At 36.9% G+C, this 19,774-nt stretch carries 13 protein-coding genes; 5 read left to right on the top strand and 8 right to left on the bottom strand.

Annotated features, from left to right (window positions below):
- Positions 1–123: 123 nt before the first annotated feature.
- On the top strand, positions 124–990 hold the full coding sequence (locus tag Q4493_RS09450; protein ID WP_303451907.1) for an AraC family transcriptional regulator: 867 nt from the start codon (positions 124–126) through the stop codon (positions 988–990).
- 246 nt (positions 991–1,236) lie between these two features.
- Here Q4493_RS09450 and Q4493_RS09445 read toward each other — a convergent pair whose 3' ends face one another.
- From Q4493_RS09445 to Q4493_RS09415, 7 genes are all read right to left on the bottom strand, one after another.
- Positions 1,237–2,268, bottom strand: coding sequence for a glycosyl hydrolase family 18 protein (locus Q4493_RS09445; RefSeq protein ID WP_303451905.1), 1,032 nt, complete (start codon positions 2,266–2,268; stop codon positions 1,237–1,239).
- Between the two features lie 28 nt (positions 2,269–2,296).
- Entirely contained in the window at positions 2,297–3,853 is a 1,557-nt protein-coding gene (locus Q4493_RS09440) for a tryptophan halogenase family protein (protein ID WP_303451903.1), read from the bottom strand.
- Positions 3,854–3,941: 88 nt separating this feature from the next.
- Positions 3,942–4,967, bottom strand: a complete 1,026-nt coding sequence (locus Q4493_RS09435) for a cupin-like domain-containing protein (protein ID WP_303451902.1) — start codon at positions 4,965–4,967, stop codon at positions 3,942–3,944.
- A gap of 9 nt (positions 4,968–4,976) precedes the next feature.
- Positions 4,977–6,506 carry a tryptophan halogenase family protein gene (locus tag Q4493_RS09430; protein WP_303451900.1) on the bottom strand — a complete coding sequence of 510 codons (1,530 nt, stop codon included), beginning with the start codon at positions 6,504–6,506 and terminating at the stop codon, positions 4,977–4,979.
- A gap of 159 nt (positions 6,507–6,665) precedes the next feature.
- Positions 6,666–9,932, bottom strand: a complete 3,267-nt coding sequence (locus Q4493_RS09425; RefSeq protein ID WP_303451897.1) for a TonB-dependent receptor — start codon at positions 9,930–9,932, stop codon at positions 6,666–6,668.
- 550 nt (positions 9,933–10,482) lie between these two features.
- Entirely contained in the window at positions 10,483–13,257 is a 2,775-nt protein-coding gene (locus Q4493_RS09420; protein WP_303451895.1) for a glycosyl hydrolase family 18 protein, read from the bottom strand.
- Positions 13,258–13,475: 218 nt separating this feature from the next.
- Positions 13,476–13,889 carry a hypothetical protein gene (locus Q4493_RS09415; protein WP_303451893.1) on the bottom strand — a complete coding sequence of 138 codons (414 nt, stop codon included), beginning with the start codon at positions 13,887–13,889 and terminating at the stop codon, positions 13,476–13,478.
- A gap of 130 nt (positions 13,890–14,019) precedes the next feature.
- Here Q4493_RS09415 and Q4493_RS09410 point away from each other — a divergent pair, with 130 nt between their 5' ends.
- Positions 14,020–14,697, top strand: coding sequence for a hypothetical protein (locus Q4493_RS09410; RefSeq protein ID WP_303451891.1), 678 nt, complete (start codon positions 14,020–14,022; stop codon positions 14,695–14,697).
- A gap of 354 nt (positions 14,698–15,051) precedes the next feature.
- Here the strand turns inward: Q4493_RS09410 and Q4493_RS09405 are convergent, their stop codons facing one another.
- Positions 15,052–16,236 carry an acetyl-CoA C-acyltransferase gene (locus Q4493_RS09405; protein WP_303451888.1) on the bottom strand — a complete coding sequence of 395 codons (1,185 nt, stop codon included), beginning with the start codon at positions 16,234–16,236 and terminating at the stop codon, positions 15,052–15,054.
- A 225-nt stretch (positions 16,237–16,461) separates the two neighbouring features.
- Between Q4493_RS09405 and Q4493_RS09400 the strand changes: the two genes are divergently transcribed.
- From Q4493_RS09400 to Q4493_RS09390, 3 genes are all read left to right on the top strand, one after another.
- Positions 16,462–16,854 carry a MerR family DNA-binding transcriptional regulator gene (locus Q4493_RS09400; protein ID WP_303451886.1) on the top strand — a complete coding sequence of 131 codons (393 nt, stop codon included), beginning with the start codon at positions 16,462–16,464 and terminating at the stop codon, positions 16,852–16,854.
- 48 nt (positions 16,855–16,902) lie between these two features.
- Positions 16,903–18,072 carry an isovaleryl-CoA dehydrogenase gene (locus Q4493_RS09395; RefSeq protein WP_303451884.1) on the top strand — a complete coding sequence of 390 codons (1,170 nt, stop codon included), beginning with the start codon at positions 16,903–16,905 and terminating at the stop codon, positions 18,070–18,072.
- A gap of 89 nt (positions 18,073–18,161) precedes the next feature.
- Positions 18,162–19,769, top strand: a complete 1,608-nt coding sequence (locus Q4493_RS09390) for a carboxyl transferase domain-containing protein (protein WP_303451881.1) — start codon at positions 18,162–18,164, stop codon at positions 19,767–19,769.
- Positions 19,770–19,774 lie beyond the last annotated feature (5 nt).

Here is a 19,774-nt window from a genome sequence, read left to right as displayed (position 1 = left end):
TAACCATATTGGAACATACCAAAACCCTAGATAAAATTGATTTTATTGTTAAATTGATGGACTATATTGCTATATTTAAAGCTATAATAAAATTCCTTGTTTTTTTATTAGAAAACTAAAGTTATGAAAATTGATACCGAGCAAAGTATTCGTTTGATCATTCCATTATTTTTATTAACAAAATTAAAGCGTCACCCTTTAACATCTGGTCTATATCCTCTTTCATTAGGAAGGTCAGTTGACCAAATGTCGTTACACTTATCGCAAAAAAATGCTGCTCATTACACGTTAATATACAGCCCTTCTTCACAAGGAATTTTAGACTATAAAAACCAACAGCGAGAAATAAAACAAGGTGATCTTGTTATTCTTAGTCCAAATCAACCTTTTAAGTTTTCCAGCATTGAAAACAAAAGAAAATCACCAGAAAATGTTATTTATTGGATAAATTTTACGGGAAAATTAGCCGATGATTTTGCAGAAAGGTTATTGATGAAAATGAAGAATGGTATAGCGAATGTCGGTAGCTTAGGAGAAATCATAAGAGATTTTGATACGATATTAGCGTTAGGCCAACGTGGTTATACCGCAACTAATGTGATTCACGGTATTCACCTTTTACAGCAAGTGTTAAGTTCGTTAGCTCTACAATTAAGGTTAACAACTTTTAATCAAAATAGTCACTTTGATCTTAAAGCGATAGAAACATTAATGCAGGAAAATATGCATCATGAACTCAATCTTGATACCCTCGCGCATTATTGTCAGCTGTCAAAATTTCACTTTTCAAAGAAGTTTAAAGAATTAACAGATACGTCGCCTATTCAATATTTTATCAACATGAAAATTCAGAAAGCTTGTTATCAGCTTGATAATAGTCAAGATAGTATCAAACAAATTGCAGAGTCGTTGGGGTATAGCGATCCGTATTATTTTTCAAGATTATTTAAAAAGGTCGTCGGTGTTTCACCAAAAAATTATCGTAAATAAAATAGACAATTGGTAAGGGAAGTCGTTTCCCGTCATCTATAAAGGGAGCTAACAATGTGTGTCTTACCAATTGTCTAAAAACGAGATAACACTAAGACTGTTGATCTTTCGAGATTGTTTTTGCAGCATTTTGTTGGGTATTTATTCAAGGCAGAGCCTTGGTAATATGGTTGTTCCACATAAAAGGCGATAACGCCGTAAAAATGACCAACAAACGCTGTCCGAAGGTTCAATAGTCCCTATAAACTATTGAACTCCTTGATAATTTTTGACAGTTTCATTGATTATATTCAATAAGCCTTTACTACTTTGATGGTCTTTTGATAATTCCCAAATCATCACCCCTGCCCCTTGCTTAATAGCTAGCTCAGTTTTCGCTTTAGTGGTTTTATAGCCATTAAAAGTCAAATAACTACAAAGCTCACAATTTTTACCGATTAAATCAGCCTGAATAGCTTTCTCTCCAAACTCATTTAATAGATCATTAAAGCTATAATTAGCCTTGTATTGACCAAATCCATAACCATAAAAAGGTAAACCTAAGATTAATTTTTCTTTTGTTAAGCCTCTTTTTTTCCACAATTGAATATCCGCTTTTGCTTTTATCAGTGTTGAATGTTCAACACCCACATCTCCCCATGTCGGACCTACTGCGTCATAAGACATAATTGAAACGTAATCAAAATATTTTAGTGTTGACTGAGGTAACATGCCGCCTATATAAGAGCCAGTTGCTGCCGTTAACAGTTTTTCTTGCGCTACTAAGCTATTATTTAACGCTTTAACAAACGGTAAAAAATTTCCTTGATTATCTATTTCTGTTAATAAATTGCCTTCAATATCAATATCTACACCGTCTAAGTTAAATTCATCGACAAAGTGTAATAAGCGATTAACAATTGCAGCTCTTTTATCCGCGAGTAATAACTGTTGCCAGTCACCTGCACAACTTGGATATGAAGCGCCTCCAAAGGAAATAAGCACTTTGACACCGGCTTGATGCGCTTTGTTGACCGCATATACAATTTCATCTGATTTGAGTGGTTTGCCAAATTCACCTACCATGCATGTTGGTTGCTTATCTTCTAGAAAAACACCTTGTTTATTAGGATGTAAAAATGCCAGTGTCAAATGGGTTATTTTCGTAAAATCAACGTGTTCCACTTGTTTCATTAACCCGTAATAGCTAGGTAAATAACCAATAACAACCGTTTTAGCAACACTAGTTGACTGAAAGCAGCACAAAAAAAATAGCAGGTAAAATAGTCTAATATTCATTAAAACTCACTTAAATCACAAATTAAAATTACGGTAAAAGCAATTCATGATGCTTTTTGAAATTCATGCCACAGCGTCGAATAAAATCTTTAACGTCTGCAACTTCTTGATGATGAGCAGAATAATCAACTCGTCGGTTATTTAATTGTTTAGGAAAAACCCCATAGCCCGCTAACAAACAAGCCCACGACTTAGGCTTATAGCTTCCCCACAAATGATATTTATTCATATCCCCCTCGAAATCTTGGCTATTTTTCCACAAATATAAAATGCGCGTTAAATTTTCAGAGAGATGTGGGTTAGCAGAATTATCTCGCCAATAATTGGTATCGTTCCGTTGATTAGTTTTATAATGACAAACGATATAATCTCGAATGCCATCAAACTTTTCGTTTATGTCTGCGTTAAAGGGTTTCTCATATTGATTCGTGCCTTTTCCTTCTTGAAAACACTGAATAAATTGTGAAATGGTATTAAATGATAAAGCAATGGCGGTTGCCTCTAGCGGCTCTATAAAGCCTTGCGATAAACCAACGGCAAGACAGTTTTTATGCCAGTGCTTTTCAACTCGCCCAACTTTCATGGTTAAATGGCGAGCTTCTACATCACTTTCTAATAAACCTAAATGCGATCTTAATTCGATTTCAGCTTGATTTGAGTTAATGTAATTATCGCTATAAACATAGCCATTACCAAAACGATTTCGTAAAGGAATTTGCCAAGCCCAGCCATTCGTTAACGCTGTAGCGCGGGTTTCGGCAGGAACGTTGTCTGACATGTCACTGGGTAACACAACCGCAGCATTATTGACTAAATTATCCTTGAAGCTGTGGTAATTCACTTTCAAGGTTTGTTGTAATAACAGTGAAGAAAAACCAGAGCAATCAATAAAAAAATCCCCCTGAAATGTCATTGCTTCTTTTAAACGTTCCTCACTGTCATTATCTTGAATAAGCGTAACAGAGCTGATATTACCAAGGGTGTTAACTTGGGCATCAGTCACTTTGCCAAAAATTCTTTTTACTCCTAATTTTTGTGCATTTTTTGCTAGAAATTGTCCTAATAAAGCAGAATCAAAATGATAGCCATAAGCCACACCAAACGGGAAACATTCATTAGGAATAGGGGCTAAGTTGTTTCTTGCAAGGTAGGTTTCTAAAAAATAATCGTCAGGATTGGCGTTAATATCATACCCTTGCATCCGCGCTTGAATGTTTTTATAGAACAAAGGAAGGGTAAATAAATCGTCAGTTTGTGCAGCAAAAGGATGAAAGTAAGATTCATACCCTTCAATCGTTGACCATTTATCAAAAGTAATACCTGTTTTATAAGTAGCATTACAATGAGGCATCCACTCTGAATCAGGCAAACCAATAGCATCAAAGAAAAATTTTAGATGTGGGGTACTTCCTTCGCCCACACCAATAATGCCAATTTCTTTCGATTCAATCAGACAAATTTCTGAGTTTCTCCAATGGTGTGCCAACAAGTTTGCAGTCATCCACCCTGCGGTTCCGCCCCCCACGATTACGATCTTTTTAGGCGTACCATCACTGTTTAATTGAATTGATTGCTCGTTTATCATTATTTAATCACTTGTATAGAAAACGGTATTATTATTAATTACTTACAAATAAGCTTTAACACTTTTAATGGCTGTACTATCAGGTTTTTCATTTTTGATCTTGCCATTTTTGAATGAAATATGTTTTTATTGCTTCAACATACTTTGGCGTTAATTCGCCTAAGACATGTTGTTGGTGCTCTGGAATATAAGCAACCGGGTCAACACCTTGCTTAAATAAGTAATGATCGAATAAACAGCGCCACGCCTCACGTTGTTTAGGTGTCAAATCACGCATTGCCACAAGCGCGATATTTAAGCTGTCAATCACACTTGGTGATGTAGCAGAAAGCGCAGAAGAGCCATTCCACCAATAATTGATTAAGCCATTCACTTTTTCTAAAGACTCAACATGGTGCCACCAAAGCATGGGAATAAAAATCGCATCACCAGGTGACAGTTCAACACTATATGCGTGCGCTAAGGCATGTTTAAACAAAGGGTATGAGTCAAAATCAGGCTCGTTAATATCAACCAAACTTGTTGGTGCGCCAGCTGGGGTAAAATTTAATGGACCTGGATACAAATTTGCCGTTTGCTCTGGCGGAAATAAAACAAAGCGTCGGCGTCCTGCAACCACACACGCGAAATTATCTGAACTATCATAATGAGTATTCACTATTCCTTCATTTCCCACCCATAAACGTGGTGTTACTTCAGGTGAAAAAAAATCACTGCTATTTTCTCGAGATAAGTTTGGTAAAATATCTTCAATTACCGCCCCTTGCATTGAAATAGCCGGATAAACTTTTTTATCGACAAGTTCTAAAAGTCGACCAAGGTATAAATCAACGCGTTCTTCTCCTCGAATAAAGTTCACGTCGGTCATGGCATCATTGTAATAAAAACGCTTATTTGCAGCAGGTGGAGCAACCACCATGGCGGCTTTCTCCCCCGTATAAAACTGATTAATATAATCAACAAAATGTTGAGATGATTGCAATGAACACTGAACTAATGGCCAATGCTTTGCAAAATTTCGAATAACCACAGGCTGTTGAGCTGGGACTAGCTCCTCAAAAAATTGTTGGGGAGACATCGATGAAAACTCAGGAATCATTTTAAATTTATTCATCAGGATAAACTAATCTTGTGGTTCATTTTGACCAAACGAATGCGCAGGACAATTCGTTTGGATAAAATCGTGATGGCTGGGCATTTTCATAACCATATCTCTGATCTCTTGCACATTTTTATTGAGCGTATTAGCTAAATCTTGCGTATGAAAACCATCTAATAACGGGTGATATTTTTTCGAGTGAATATGCATGCCATTAAGAATTGAATACCAACTATCACTGGTGAAAAGTTTACCTTGTTCCTCTTCAATAGAACCACGGTGGCGAAAGGCTTTAATCTTCTCATCCAATGACGGTGGAATTGTCATGGTTTGGCACCAACGCCAAAAGTCAGAATCAGTACGATCAGAGGTACAATAATGCAGAATAATAAAATCTCGAATTTCCTGATAATCAGCATTTATTTTTTCGTTAAAAGCCGTTTCATTCAGTTCATCAAAATCTTTATCAGGAAAATGTTTGATAAAATGTACTAAGGTTTTATATACCAAATGAATCGCTGTTGATTCTAAAGGCTCTAAAAATCCACTGGCTAAACCTAAGGCTAAACAGTTTTTGTGCCAAATTTTTTCTCTTCTTCCTGTTTTAAAAGGAATAATGTTAGGTTCATTCAATAGCTTCCCTTTGACATTAGCTTTTAATAATGTGATTGCTGCTTCATCACTGCAAAACTTATCGCAATAAACATAACCATTGCCAGTACGATGTTGCAAGGGTATATGCCATGACCATCCGGCTTTTTGCGCACTAGCCACGGTATATGGAGGTGGTAAATCAACTTGCTCTGTTTGTACCGTAACAGCTCGATTACAAGGTAAATAATCAGACCAGTCTTGAAAGGCAACGTTTAACGATTTCTCAATAAGTAAGCCTTTAAACCCGGTGCAATCGATATAAAAGTCACTGCTTACAGGTGTGTTATCAGCCAATGATACGTTTTCAATAAATCCATCTTTATCTACATTAACGTTTTGAACTGTCGCTTCAATACGAATAACACCTCTTTTTACACACAGTTCCCGTAAATATTGTCCTGCTTTTACCGCATCTAAATGTAATGCATGAGCAAAGCTAGAAAAAATCCAATGTTGCTGTTGATTTGAATGCAACATAAATCGCTGATGTTCGGCCATAATCGCGTTGGGAGAATGATCAAGCCAGCGTGTTTTTTCGCCATCAGCAAGAGACTTTTGCCACGCTTGATAAAAATCAAAACCATTAACATCTTTACCAGTTTTACCAAAAGGGTGAAAAAAATTCTCTCCTGAGCTCAACCAATTATCAAATCGAATACCTAATTTAAAAGTGGCTGATGTTGATTGAATAAAATCCTTTAAATCAATTTGCGCCGCTTTGGTAAAATCTATAATGGATGGCACCGTGGACTCACCAACACCAATGGTATTGATGTCAGGCGACTCAATTACGGTTATCTTGATGCTATTACCACGAGTAATGCTCGACAGTAATGCCGCAGCCATCCAACCCGCGCTGCCGCCACCGATAATACAGATAGATTTTATTGGGTTTTGCATAGTCATACCGTAGTGAAATTAGGAATATCTAGCATAGTAAAGCGAAGATGAATGCTTGTATAACCTAAGTTTGAAAGGCGATGTAGTTGACGGTTAAGTAAAAGAAACTGTGCAGCTTGCTCACTACACAGTTTAATCACTTTATTTCAACATTCGCTTTTAAAACGTGCCACGTAAACTTAAGGCGTAACGACGTTCAGGAGAGAATGAAAAAGCATCCGTTTTAAATCCTTCCTGATTTTGTTGATATTGAGTTTTAGTTTCTGATTCTAGTAAGTTATTTACCTGTAAACCAATTTTAATATTTTCAGAAATATTATAAAACAAACTCATATCCATCATGCCTTGATCTTCAGAATAAGCTGGTACAAATTCTTCAGATTCACGCAGTGTTAATAAGTACTCTGAACGCCATGTGTAGGCTAAACGTACTGAAATATCATTTTTCTCATACATAGCAACAACATTAAAGTTTTGATCTGAGTACCCTTGTAGCGGTAGTCCGGTAAATTGACGGAAACTATTACGGTTATCCGTGATAGGTTCACCTGCTCCGTTATACGTTAAGTTTTGTGTTGGATTAGTATTAGGATCTTCCAAACCATTTTGGTCAATATAGGTATAATTGAACTGCAAACCTAAGCCACTCCAAATTCCGGGTAACATATCGTAGAATTGTGAATAAGCAAATTCAACACCACGAATAGTGCCTGAACCTGTATTAGCTGGTCCATATGCAGAAACAGGGTAATCCGTTCCATCTACTTCAACTTCTGTAGAAAATTGCTTGTTCCTAATAATGTTCGACAATTTTTTATGGAATAAGCCAACCGTTAATGAACCTGCATCGGCAAAATACCATTCAGTTGATAAATCAAGATTAATTGATTCTTCTGGTTCTAAGAAAGCATTACGCGCATTAGCACTTATTTCAATATTACGCAGATCAACGGTAGGGTTGGTTTCTTCATCCTTTCCTTGTGATGGATCTAAGTAAACTTCTTGATAATCTAAACTGATATTCATTTTGTTTGCTGAATCAACAAGGCTCGGGTAATAAAGTCCTTTTGAAGCACCAAACCTAATAATCAATTCATCCGTGATACCAAAATTTAGGTTTAAACTCGGCAATACCGTTGAGTAATCTGTGCCATCTATCGTGCTAGAAAATGTTTCTCCTGACGCTAAGGCGTAAATACTCGGGTATTGATTAAGCATAACTTGGTGAAGTGAATCAGTTTCAACAGTACCGCGCCGTGATGTAGAAGGTAAATTAATTCCGCCTGTAGACTGCAACTGATAATTCACATAACGTAAACCAACATTACCTTTAACAATAACGTCTGAGTTATCTAGATCAAAGTCAAAATCACCACGAACATAAAACTCGGTACGTTCAGTTTTACTTGAGCTGATATGACGAGGAGCAAAATGCGTGTGAACACGGTCAGCTAAATCTTCATAGGGAACCGCACATCCACCACTTCCATCCATGGCATTACCAATGGCACTCCATGTACCACATCCATCACGTAATGTTTGGGCATAGTTTTCAACTAAATCCATTTGTGGAAATAAGAAACTGTTATTCGCCCCCATTAACGTGGAACCGTTATAATGATCGGCAAAACTAACGCGTTGAAATAATTCAGGTACAACTTGAGGTGAAGCATTATAAGAAGCTTGTGCATTCCATGGGGTACCTAATGCTTGCCAGCCTTCATAATCAGTATCTCGAACGGTTAATGTTTTTTCTGAATAATAAAGTCCTGTTTTAATCGCGGTAAATGCTCCATCTAATGCATAAACAAAGTCGAGTTTAACACTATCAGAATCGGCCTCATTATGTACCTCTTGTTGCATACCACTAGCAAGACGTAAAATAGGGTTTGTATCCGCTTCTACGTCTTCAGGAGTTGAAGTATTTGAATTTAAATATTCAATTGTCGGATTATCGCCTCTTAGATCTAAGAAAAATGGCGCATATTCGCTAGTTTGATTACCATTAATTCGAGAAGTAAGTGAGTTATTGTGAACAATCTGTTCTGAATCTACATGTTGATAATCAAAAGCTACCGTTAACTCGTCAGTCGCTTTAAAAATTAAATTTAACGAAGTATCTTCCACCGTACTTTCATTAAAGTTATAGCGAGAGCGAAATTGAAGCGGCAATTCAGGTTCATTTGAACGTCCAATACCGGAAGTTACATAACCATTTGAATCAACACTTAAAGGATAACCTTCATCAGTTCCATCAAACCATTGAATCGCGTTAGGAGCATAAGGTAAGAACCCTCTATCACCAGACGCGATAACATTTTCACGCCATTCTAAAGACGATTTAGAATCAATATGCTCAAGTGTTGCCGTTATTCTTTCATCTTTACTTTGCCACTGTAAAGACGCTGTTAAGCCAGTACGTTTGCGATCGTTTTCTGCAGATGTCATTGTATAACTTGCAGGTGCATACCAAGTGGCTCCCTCAGGCTGTCCTTCTAATTCTTGACCTTCGAAGGCAGGAACATAAGCAGCAGCATCTTCTTCTGTGTACTGAACGGTATCCGCTAGGTCACCGCTACATGCGCGCCAATCTGTTGCATCAGGAATACAAGGATTCGAGTAATTTCCCGCCGTAATGCCTGGACTAGGTGTTCCCCAAACATCATAAGAAAACGTATCTACCGGACCTCGACTATGGAAATTACCAAGACCAAAACCATCACCACGGGTTTTAAATTCAGATTGAGAAGCGGCAATTAATACGCCGAATTTTCCTGAATCTGTATCCCAATTATCAGAGAATAGTGCGCTAAATGATGGGGTCGTTTCTTCACGGTAATCACCGTAGTTAGCTTGCGCGCTAACAGAAACCATTCTATCGTCAGAGTCAAAAGGTTTTCTTGTAACAAGGTTTACGGTACCTGCAATACCACCCGAGATTAAATCAGCCGTTTGGTTTTTAAAAACTTCAACAGCTCCTAATAATTCAGCTGGAAAATCTTCATAGCTTAACCCTCCATCAGGTTTAGCACTAAAAGAATCTCGACCATTAATTTCACTGCGAACGCGGTCTAAACCACGCACCAATACGCTGGTACCTTCATCAGCAAAATGCTTAGGATCACTAGATGAAGCAAAACGTTCAATCGTAACACCTGGTAACCGTTGTAGCGCCTCAGTTACCGATACATCCGGTAATGCTCCTATATCAGTAGCTGTAATAATATCTTTAACTGTGTCAGCATACCTTTTTAAACTTTGAGCACTTTCAACGCTTTGTCGCATGCCAAGTACTTCAATTTGTTCTATTTCTTCTTCAATTGCCGCTTTATTATCCACTTCTTGGCTAAAAGCACTTGAACTAGCAATAGAAAATGTACTGCATACAGCAGCGCAAATAATATTTCTTTTAAAATTCATCGACATTATGTAACCCCTTAATTGCGATCATTACTTTCTTAGATAATTGTCATTTTTATTTTGTAAATCTTTTTACGCTGAATATTATTTAAACAGTTATAAACCAACAATGACAACGCTGTCAAAATTTAATACAAAACTACTGCTCCATGAAAAATTTTTCAATAGTGGTAACAGCTATTTATTTGTGTCTATGTTTGTTTGGGTTGTTTGTTTAAAGTTCTTGCTCAATAACAGAGAAGTCTAAAAGTAAACTAAGCTAGGATTTTGCAAGAATCATTATATCCATGCGGTTACATTATCAAGTGGTTTGTCAATGTGATATAGGCTTGCTTTTCTAAATCATGAAACGTAACAGGAAAAACCATAAACATCTGTTATTAAACGATTAAATCAAAGATAGATAAGAATAATATTTCATGAACTGTAACTAAAAATGCTCCGTTTTCTTGAAACCAGCTAACAAGTTTTCTGATAAAAAAGTCAGATGAATCAAAAATAACAAGATTGTGGAAATAACATTAAAGCTCGGGAAAGTTATTATTAACATTAAGCGTTAGGCAAACCAGTGTGGGTATAAACCTTTCAATTCAGCAATATATGTTCGACTAATAGGAAGTTCTTCAGCACCGATCACAACAACGTATTTGAGTTTTGACACTTGTTTTACCTTAGTGACTTTTTTAGGGTTTACTAGATAAGAGCGATGTATTTGCAAAAGAAAGCTTTCATCAAAATATAATCTGACGGTGCGTAAACGCATGCTAATATAGCGCGGCTCTTTTTTACCTTGTGAGTAAATGCCTGTATAGCCTGATTCCGCTTTTAAATATTTAACTTTATCTTTATTACTCGTTAATTCGTAAAGCTCCGACAAAATTGTCGGTTCTTTTAAAAGCGCTTGAATAGATTTTTGAACCATCAAAGTTTGATAAACTAGTACTTGAATTAATTGTTGATCTTGTTCATTCAGTTCTTCTTGCGTAACAATTTCAATATTAATATCACTCGCATTAACAATCACCTCATGTCTAGACATTAAAGCCTGATTACCAAGTTTAGCAACGAGTTGATCATGATGGTTTATCGTAACTTTAGCGTCTTGATTTAATAAGTCGATAAAATACTGACTCGCTTGTTCAAGCCCTTTGTATATGTCTTTTTCAGGCGTGGCAAACATATTAAATGAAGTAATTCCGACAAATAAATTTGATTGTGACGCTAAATCAAAACTTCGATGTTCATGATCATTGCTACTTATTTCTCCAATTGGCTCACTAGCCTTTACTATCCTGTTATTTTTCTGGGTTGCTTCAGTACAGGCTTGAGATGCAATAAATGATAACTGATATGGCGTTTGAGCAGTAAAGCGTACATTTTCAAAGGGAATAACAACAGCTAAGCCCTTAACATTTGATTCGGTTGTTAAACTAAACCCAAGTGAACTTGCTTGATGATATAAAGAATTTAAACGTGCGTGGTTAATGGTAGCACTTTCATTGAAATTCACATCAGTTTTAAAACTTAATATTAAAAAAGGACTGTCTTTTATTGATTGAAACTCAAGAACATGGGTTATTTCGTTGAGGTGCTCATCAATAAAATCACATAAATTATACAGTAACTGATAAAAACGTGTCTCATTAGTAATAATTTCAGTATTCGATATTGGTTTAAACGTGATCGTTCTGTTTTTATTCAATGAAAATATCGTCTTAATATTCAACATCATTTGTTGTAAAGAAATAACCTCATTAAATTGATTCTCAACACCTGACTTCAAGTTTGTTTCAACTAATAAATGAGAGATAGGAGCTAACACTTTAGAAGACAAGCCGGTTAGAGCCTTAGTATTACTCGTCGTTAATAGTTTCCTTTCTTGAACTTTTTCAGCAACGGACACTAAATGTAAAAGCGGTTGTTCAATACCATGCAATAAATGTTGTAAGCGATTAAATGTTTGCTTTTCTATAAATATTTGACGATTACGTTTATTAAGTAATACGATAAAAGTAATAATGCTCACTAAAATTATCGATAACATTTGAATAAGTACTATTAAGGCATTTTCATTCTCTCGCCAAAATTCTTTCAACATAAAATAACGACTTTTCAGCCAATGATATTCCTTAAATACCGTTATTACAGGTTGGTCGCCATTATGTAATTGACGTATAGCTATTCCAGCTAATTGATGCTTCTCGGCATAATCAACTTTTGCAGAAATTGAACGATCATTTTCATAGGCAATAAAGTGCCCACCATATTTACTTGGATTATATAAATAACTGGTTTTACTTTTATCATCCCATAAACGTTGATAATGTTCAGATGATAGAAAATAAGATAAGTTTTTTTGATTATATATTCCTGTTGCCCCACTTTGGTTACTGTCCCAACTGCCCCAACTAAGATTAGTTGATGGTTGACCTAAACCATTATTAATATTACTTACGCCTTCAATCCCCACCGCAAACGACGCGATTGATAAAACAATTTTTCTTTTGTCTATACCAAAATGGGTTAATGTATTGACAACGGTATTAATTGAACGTTTATTGTCATCAGCATAAAGTGATGATTGAGGCTCAGCTATTTTCCCTTCATCACCGGGTAGCCTTGTTACATCAACAACCAATAAATCAACATTGTCATTTAGCATTTGAGCATTCCAAGCATCATCCAATGAATATGGCGCCAAAATAGCTTGCAACGAACAGTTAATTGCTTTTTGTTGACATTGATGATTAATTTCTTGCAATAACAGGTTTAAATGTTGAGGATCATTATCTCGTTTGCTAATGGTATCTTGATGTCGTTTTCTATTAATAGGAAATTGCCAGTCAATTTCAATGCCATCAAAATGATATTTCTGCATAAATGCAATGGCATTACGCGCTATTTTTTCACGCCCTTGCTGACTGGACGCTAACGTAGAAAAATTATCAGAACGGCCCCACCCACCAATACTTATTATGGTTTTTAATTTTTTATTCGCGTTTTTAACTCTGATTAATTGGCCAAAACTTCCTAAAAATTCCTCCTCACGATCCGCGCTCGGATAAAGGTGTTCCATATCGGCAAAAGAATCACCGGGTTCAACAACACCATCAACAGTTAAATCTGCACTTTTATAGACTAAATGCGTCATCAAATTAACGGGTAAGTCTTGAACATGAATATTAGGACTATATACCGCCCATTGAGAATAATACCCCATGATCACAGGCGGCTTCTGCGATGTGTCTTCTTGAACAATTGCTGACGATTTAACTTCAATCGATAAGAAAGTTAACAGTATGATAAGGAATAAAAAATTGAAAAATTTCATATCGGATTAATTACAATCGACCAATAAAGAGCCTATGAGCCGAAAATTGTTTGCCATAAATTTTAATATCGTAAGTTTAATAAAGAGTGAATAACAAAATGACCAATTTCACTACTGTAATTCAATTAATATACGAATGAAATATTAGTTGAGGCTTATTTTTTAACATTAGTGTGCTGCTAATCGTTATCGCAAATAATCATTAATGCCATTTTGCATTATATTGGGGGAAAATTTAATTCAGTTGCGATTAGGTTTAATACTTTAATTAACTTTTTATCGAGAAAACTAGCCAATAATTTAGGGTGCTGACAAAGTAAGCGTTGCTCAACATCAGTAATAGCGACAAAACAGCTGTGCAGATTATTCATTTGATCTGGTAAATAAATGACATCATCGGCAAATTCACTTTTTACTGTTGAATGAGTTTTGATGCTTATATCGTAAAATTTTTCAGGTGATTCTATAGATACACAAAGATTAAGAATGTTGTTTTCATCGCCATACCAACCGGCTGTCATCGTTTGAAAGTTAAGTTGGGATTCTAATCGGTTAGCAATAGATTCTAACGTCGAAAATTCTTCAGAAAGCAAACTATTTACTTTTATCGAGATGGGTAATTGAGATTCCATAAACACATTTAACAATGAAAAGGATAAAGCACATTAACGTATCTCATTTAAAATTAATAGTAAATGTAACCGCCTACAATTATTACATTTTTCAACTATACTCAAACTTATTTACTTAGCACCCTCACCAATGAAATTAACGCTTTTACTCATCTTTTGTTTACTAAACACCTGTAAAGTAGCAATAAGTAAAGAAGTGAAAGAAAGGTTCATCATTAGTTATGTCGAGCATGCCTCAATCATTAATTACTATGTGCCTTTGTTAGATGCAGCCTACCGTTCAATAGGTATCGAACCTGAGTTTGTGCAAATAAATGACAAACGAGCATTAAAGTTACTAAATCAAGGGGAAATCGATGCTGATACGGCTAAATCAGGGGAGGTTTTTGTTTTATATCCAAATATTATTAAAGTACCTACTCCCATCAGTAAAATTCAAGTAATGCTGATTTGCCAATTAACCATGGACTGTGATCTAAACGTGCTGCAATCACCTAACAAAATGTTGGGCTTAATTGCTGGTGATGAATTCTATAGCAACCTATTAGCCAGCAGTAAAATTCTCATTACCGAAGTCACTAGCTTTAAAATATTAATAGAAATGTTTAAACATAAAAGGGTTGATTATATTTTTATGGTTTTTGATGAAAGAGATATAAAAGCTAAAGCAGCCTTTGATAATAAATACTTAATCGAAGAAAAAATTGGCTTTCATATTATGAATAAAAAACACCGCGACCTTATTCCTAAGTTAGACAAAGCTATTCAAGCACATATGAATATGCCTTTCCCGCAAACAATCCATTAATTGACTATTCAGCTAAAAATTAGCCATAAAAAAATCGTAAACGATATATCATTTACGATTTTTTATCAGGTGGTAACTAGGGCGTGTTGATCTTTCGAGGTTAATTTTTGTTCAAAATAAAAGCCATTTATTCAAGGCGTGGGTTAAGTAGCATGGTTGTTCCATGTAAATAGCGAACAACGAATAAAAAATGGCTTTTAATTGAACCCTTCGGGCAACGTTTGTTTGTCATTTCTACTGCATTTTTGCTCATTGAGGTGGAATAACCACATAACATTCGCAATGCTTTGTATAAATACCAAACAAACAGTTGCAAAAATCATCGCGAAAGATCAACACGCCCTAGTCAATTATTTAAAACATTTCAACCGCAAATGCAGTTGCTTCACCACCACCAATACATAGTGAGGCAACCCCTTTAGATAAGCCTTTATTTTTCAACGCATGAATTAATGTCACAATTATACGTGCTCCACTAGCCCCTAAAGGGTGCCCTAAAGCACAAGCTCCACCATTAATATTAACTTTTTCAGCATCTAAATCTAACGCTTTCATACCTAACATAGTTACCATCGCGAATGCTTCATTAATTTCAAAGAGATCAACATCAGCAGTTGACCAATTTGCTTTATCTAACACTTTTTTCATCGCGCCTACGGGTGCAACAGTAAACTCTTCTGGCTTTTGCGCATGTGTCGCGTGTGCTACGACTTTACACAAAGGTGTTAACCCTCGTTTTTCAGCTTCTGATTGTTTCATCATGACTAAAGCCGCTGCGCCATCAGAGATTGAACTTGAATTGGCGGCCGTTATTGTACCGTCTTTTTTAAAAGCCGCTCTTAATGAAGGAATTTTTTCAGGACGTGCATTGCCAGGTTGTTCATCTATTTCAAACACCGAATCACCGCGACGTGATTTAATCGTTACTGGGGCAATTTCATTGGTAAAAGCGCCTGATTCAATAGCAGCATTAGCACGTGATAACGAACGAATGGCATATTCGTCCATAGCTTCACGAGTAAAACTGTTTTCATCTGCTGTCCCTTGTGCAAAACAGCCCATAGCAATGCCGTCATAAGCATTTTCTAAACCATCGGTCATCATATGATCTAATACCTGACCATGCCCCATTTTAATGCCAGCTCTACCTTTTGGTAATAAATGAGGGGCATTGGTCATACTTTCCATACCGCCCGCAATGGCTATATCAATAGAACCAGCAATTAAAGCATCATGTGCTTGCATGGCGGCTTTCATGCCTGAGCCGCACACTTTATTTATTGTGGTACACACAGTGGATAAGTCTAAACCAGCCGTCAATGCTGCTTGACGTGCAGGCGCTTGTTTTAAACCTGCAGGTAATACACATCCCATAATCACTTCATCTACTTGATCATTGTTAAGCTTGGCTTCTTCAAGCGCAGCTCGAATAGCCGTAGCTCCTAACGTAGGCGCAGTAACGGAAGATAAACCGCCCATAAAACCGCCCATTGGCGTTCTTTTGGCAGAGACAATAACAATAGGGTCAACAGTAGACATAAAACTCTCCAGCGAATACTCGCAACATAATATTTTCAAACAGTTGTTCGACATAATACCCGACTACCAAGTTTACGCCAACGTTAACTTGGTAGTTAATTAGTACTACAACCTTAGAAATGTAATAAATTATTGCCAGTTATTATGACGAAAAAAACAGAAAAGTTTACGTTTACGTAAACTTCATGGTATCGTTGGGATATATTAATTAAATTTGAGTATTTTATGAGTAAGCATACCACTGTTTCCTACTCTATTGGTGAGTTAGCAAAAGAGTTCGACATAACCACAAGAAGTATTCGTTTTTACGAAGACCAAGGGCTAATTTTACCAACCCGCAAAGGTCAAACACGAATTTATAACCAAAGAGACAAAGTTAGACTAAAGTTAATTCTACGTGGCAAACGATTAGGATTTTCTTTAGCTGAAACAGGCCGTCTTTTTGAGCTTTACGATGCAGATAAAAGTAGTGCTACTCAATTAAAAACGATTATGGATCTGATTGCTCAGAAAAAAAATGATCTCAATCAGCAGTTAGAAGATATCCAAGCAGTATTAATTGAATTAACCGGTTTAGAAAAAAATTGTCAAGATGCGTTAGATCTTATCAAAAAATAACAATAAAAATGCATTTTAAATACTAAATTATATCAATAAGGAACAGTCATGATTTCAAGTTTTTCATCTCTTAATTTTAATCTAGGCGAAACTGTGGACATGATCCGCGATCAAGTAAACGCCTTTTCTCGTGACGAAATTGCGCCTCGTGCTGAGCAAATCGATTTAGATAACGAATTTCCACACGACTTATGGCGTAAGTTTGGCGACATGGGTTTATTAGGCATGACTGTTGACGAACAGTACGGTGGTTCTGGCCTAGGTTATTTAGAGCATATGGTCGCGATGCAAGAAATAAGCAGAGCTTCAGCATCGGTTGGTTTAAGTTACGGTGCGATGTCAAACCTTTGTTTAAATCAGCTAAATAAAAATGGCAACCATGAACAAAAGCAAAAATATTTATCAAAACTTTGTACCGGCGAACATATTGGTGCCTTAGCAATGAGTGAACCTAACGCAGGTTCAGACGTAGTAAGCATGAAACTTCGTGCCGATAAAAAAGGTGATAAGTACATTTTAAACGGTAATAAAATGTGGATCACCAATGGCCCTGACGCGCATGTATACGTGATCTATGCAAAAACTGACACCGCTGCCGGTTCAAAAGGCATCACGGCTTTTATCGTGGAGCGTGATTACCCTGGTTTTAGTCGTCATCAAAAATTAGATAAATTAGGTATGCGTGGCTCAAATACATGTGAATTAGTATTTGAAGACTGTGAAGTGCCGGCAGAAAATATTTTAGGTGAAGAAGGCAAAGGTGTTCGGGTATTAATGTCTGGTCTTGATTATGAACGTTTAGTTTTAACCGGTGGGCCATTAGGCATTATGGATGCATGTATGGATCTTGTTGTGCCATATATTCACGATCGTAAACAATTTGGGCAATCTATCGGTGAGTTCCAATTAGTTCAAGGGAAAATTGCTGATATGTACACCCAAATGAATGCAGCTAAATCTTATGCTTATATGTGTGCTCAAGCGGCAGATCGTGGCGAAACAACGCGTAAAGATGCTGCAGGTGTTATTTTATATGCCGCAGAGCTTGCCACCAAAATGGCGCTTGATGCTATTCAATTATTAGGTGGTAACGGTTATATCAATGAATTTCCTGCTGGGCGTTTATTGCGCGATGCAAAACTTTATGAAATTGGCGCTGGTACGTCTGAAATCCGTCGTATGCTTATTGGCCGTGAATTATTTAACGAGTCTAATTAAGCAAAGTTGATCGAGGTAGGTTGTTAAAATCAGCCTACTGATAGCTTCATGATAATAAATCACAATTTCCACAATAAAGGTAGATAGTCGTGGCGAAGATAATATCTAAAATTAATTCCCGTAGTCCTGAGTTCATCGAAAATGCTCGAGCAATGCAAGAACAAGTGTGTGACTTAAAAGAAAAGCTAGCAGAAATAAAACTAGGTGGTGGAGAGCGAAGCCGTGAACGCCATTTATCACGAGGTAAATTATTACCTAGAGATAGAGTCAACGCCCTGCTCGATTCAGGATCACCTTTTTTAGAGTTATCACAACTAGCAGCATACAAGGTGTATGACGACAATGTACCTTCTGCAGGGATCATCACAGGTATTGGTCGTGTGGGAGGCCAAGAATGTATCATTGTTGCCAATGATGCCACCGTGAAAGGCGGGACTTATTACCCGCTGACCGTGAAAAAACACATTCGTGCGCAAACAATCGCTCAAGAAAACAATTTACCTTGCATTTATTTAGTCGACTCTGGTGGGGCGAATTTACCAAACCAAGATGAGGTTTTTCCTGATAGAGAACATTTCGGTCGGATCTTTTTTAATCAAGCGAATATGTCAGCACAAGCTATACCACAAATAGCTGTTGTGATGGGCTCTTGTACTGCAGGTGGCGCTTATGTTCCTGCTATGGCTGATGAGTCCATTATTGTTAAAGAGCAAGGTACGATATTTTTAGCAGGTCCGCCCTTAGTAAAAGCAGCCACAGGTGAAGTGGTAAGTGCAGAAGATTTAGGTGGTGCAGATGTTCATTGTCGTACTTCTGGGGTGGCGGATCATTATGCACAAAATGATCATCACGCCTTAAAAATTGCTAAAACCGCTATCAAAAATTTGAATCGAACTAAACCGGTTGAAATGAATATTCAACCTATCGTAGAGCCTGTTTACGACAGCGAAGAAATTTATGGCATCATCCCAAAAGATTCTCGCCAACCTTTCGATATTCGAGAAATTATCGCCCGCGTTGTTGACGGTAGTGAATTTGATGAGTTTAAGGCCTTATATGGCACCACTTTAGTTTGCGGATTCTCAAGAATTTTCGGTTACCCAGTTGGCATCGTCGCCAATAATGGGATACTTTTCGGCGAATCAGCACAAAAAGGTGCGCACTTTATTGAACTATGTGCGCAACGTAAGATTCCATTGGTTTTCCTACAAAACATCACCGGCTTTATGGTTGGACAACAATATGAAGCCGGCGGTATTGCAAAACATGGCGCAAAAATGGTGACCGCAGTCGCTACCGCTCAAGTTCCTAAGTTTACTATTTTAATTGGCGGAAGTTTTGGTGCTGGCAATTATGGTATGTGTGGTCGGGCATATGATCCTCGCTTCTTGTTTATGTGGCCAAATGCCCGAATTTCAGTGATGGGCGGCGAACAAGCAGCGGGTGTTCTTGCTCAAGTAAAACGTGATCAAAAAGAAAAACGCGGTGAAGCTTGGTCGGCACAAGAAGAAACGGACTTTAAACAACCCATCATTGATGATTATGAACATCAAGGCCATCCATACTACGCATCAGCCCGACTTTGGGATGACGGTATTATTGATCCAGCAGACACTCGTCAAGTATTAGGTTTAGCGATTTCAGCTTCGTTAAATAAGCCAATTGAAGAGACAAAATTCGGCATTTTCAGAATGTAGGCAGC

It is taken from the genome of Colwellia sp. 1_MG-2023 (assembly GCF_030546755.1).
In the GTDB taxonomy this organism is placed as follows: Bacteria; Pseudomonadota; Gammaproteobacteria; order Enterobacterales; family Alteromonadaceae; genus Thalassotalea_H.
Note: the sequence above shows the minus strand (reverse complement) of the source record. Positions and strands in the feature narration are given on the sequence as shown.

Coding starts and splice junctions, on each gene's coding strand:
- Q4493_RS09450 (WP_303451907.1), top strand. CDS start 124: ATGAAAATTGATACCGAGCAAAGTATTCGTTTGATCATTCCATTATTT.
- Q4493_RS09445 (WP_303451905.1), bottom strand. CDS start 2,268: ATGAATATTAGACTATTTTACCTGCTATTTTTTTTGTGCTGCTTTCAG.
- Q4493_RS09440 (WP_303451903.1), bottom strand. CDS start 3,853: ATGATAAACGAGCAATCAATTCAATTAAACAGTGATGGTACGCCTAAA.
- Q4493_RS09435 (WP_303451902.1), bottom strand. CDS start 4,967: ATGAATAAATTTAAAATGATTCCTGAGTTTTCATCGATGTCTCCCCAA.
- Q4493_RS09430 (WP_303451900.1), bottom strand. CDS start 6,506: ATGCAAAACCCAATAAAATCTATCTGTATTATCGGTGGCGGCAGCGCG.
- Q4493_RS09425 (WP_303451897.1), bottom strand. CDS start 9,932: ATGTCGATGAATTTTAAAAGAAATATTATTTGCGCTGCTGTATGCAGT.
- Q4493_RS09420 (WP_303451895.1), bottom strand. CDS start 13,257: ATGAAATTTTTCAATTTTTTATTCCTTATCATACTGTTAACTTTCTTA.
- Q4493_RS09415 (WP_303451893.1), bottom strand. CDS start 13,889: ATGGAATCTCAATTACCCATCTCGATAAAAGTAAATAGTTTGCTTTCT.
- Q4493_RS09410 (WP_303451891.1), top strand. CDS start 14,020: ATGAAATTAACGCTTTTACTCATCTTTTGTTTACTAAACACCTGTAAA.
- Q4493_RS09405 (WP_303451888.1), bottom strand. CDS start 16,236: ATGTCTACTGTTGACCCTATTGTTATTGTCTCTGCCAAAAGAACGCCA.
- Q4493_RS09400 (WP_303451886.1), top strand. CDS start 16,462: ATGAGTAAGCATACCACTGTTTCCTACTCTATTGGTGAGTTAGCAAAA.
- Q4493_RS09395 (WP_303451884.1), top strand. CDS start 16,903: ATGATTTCAAGTTTTTCATCTCTTAATTTTAATCTAGGCGAAACTGTG.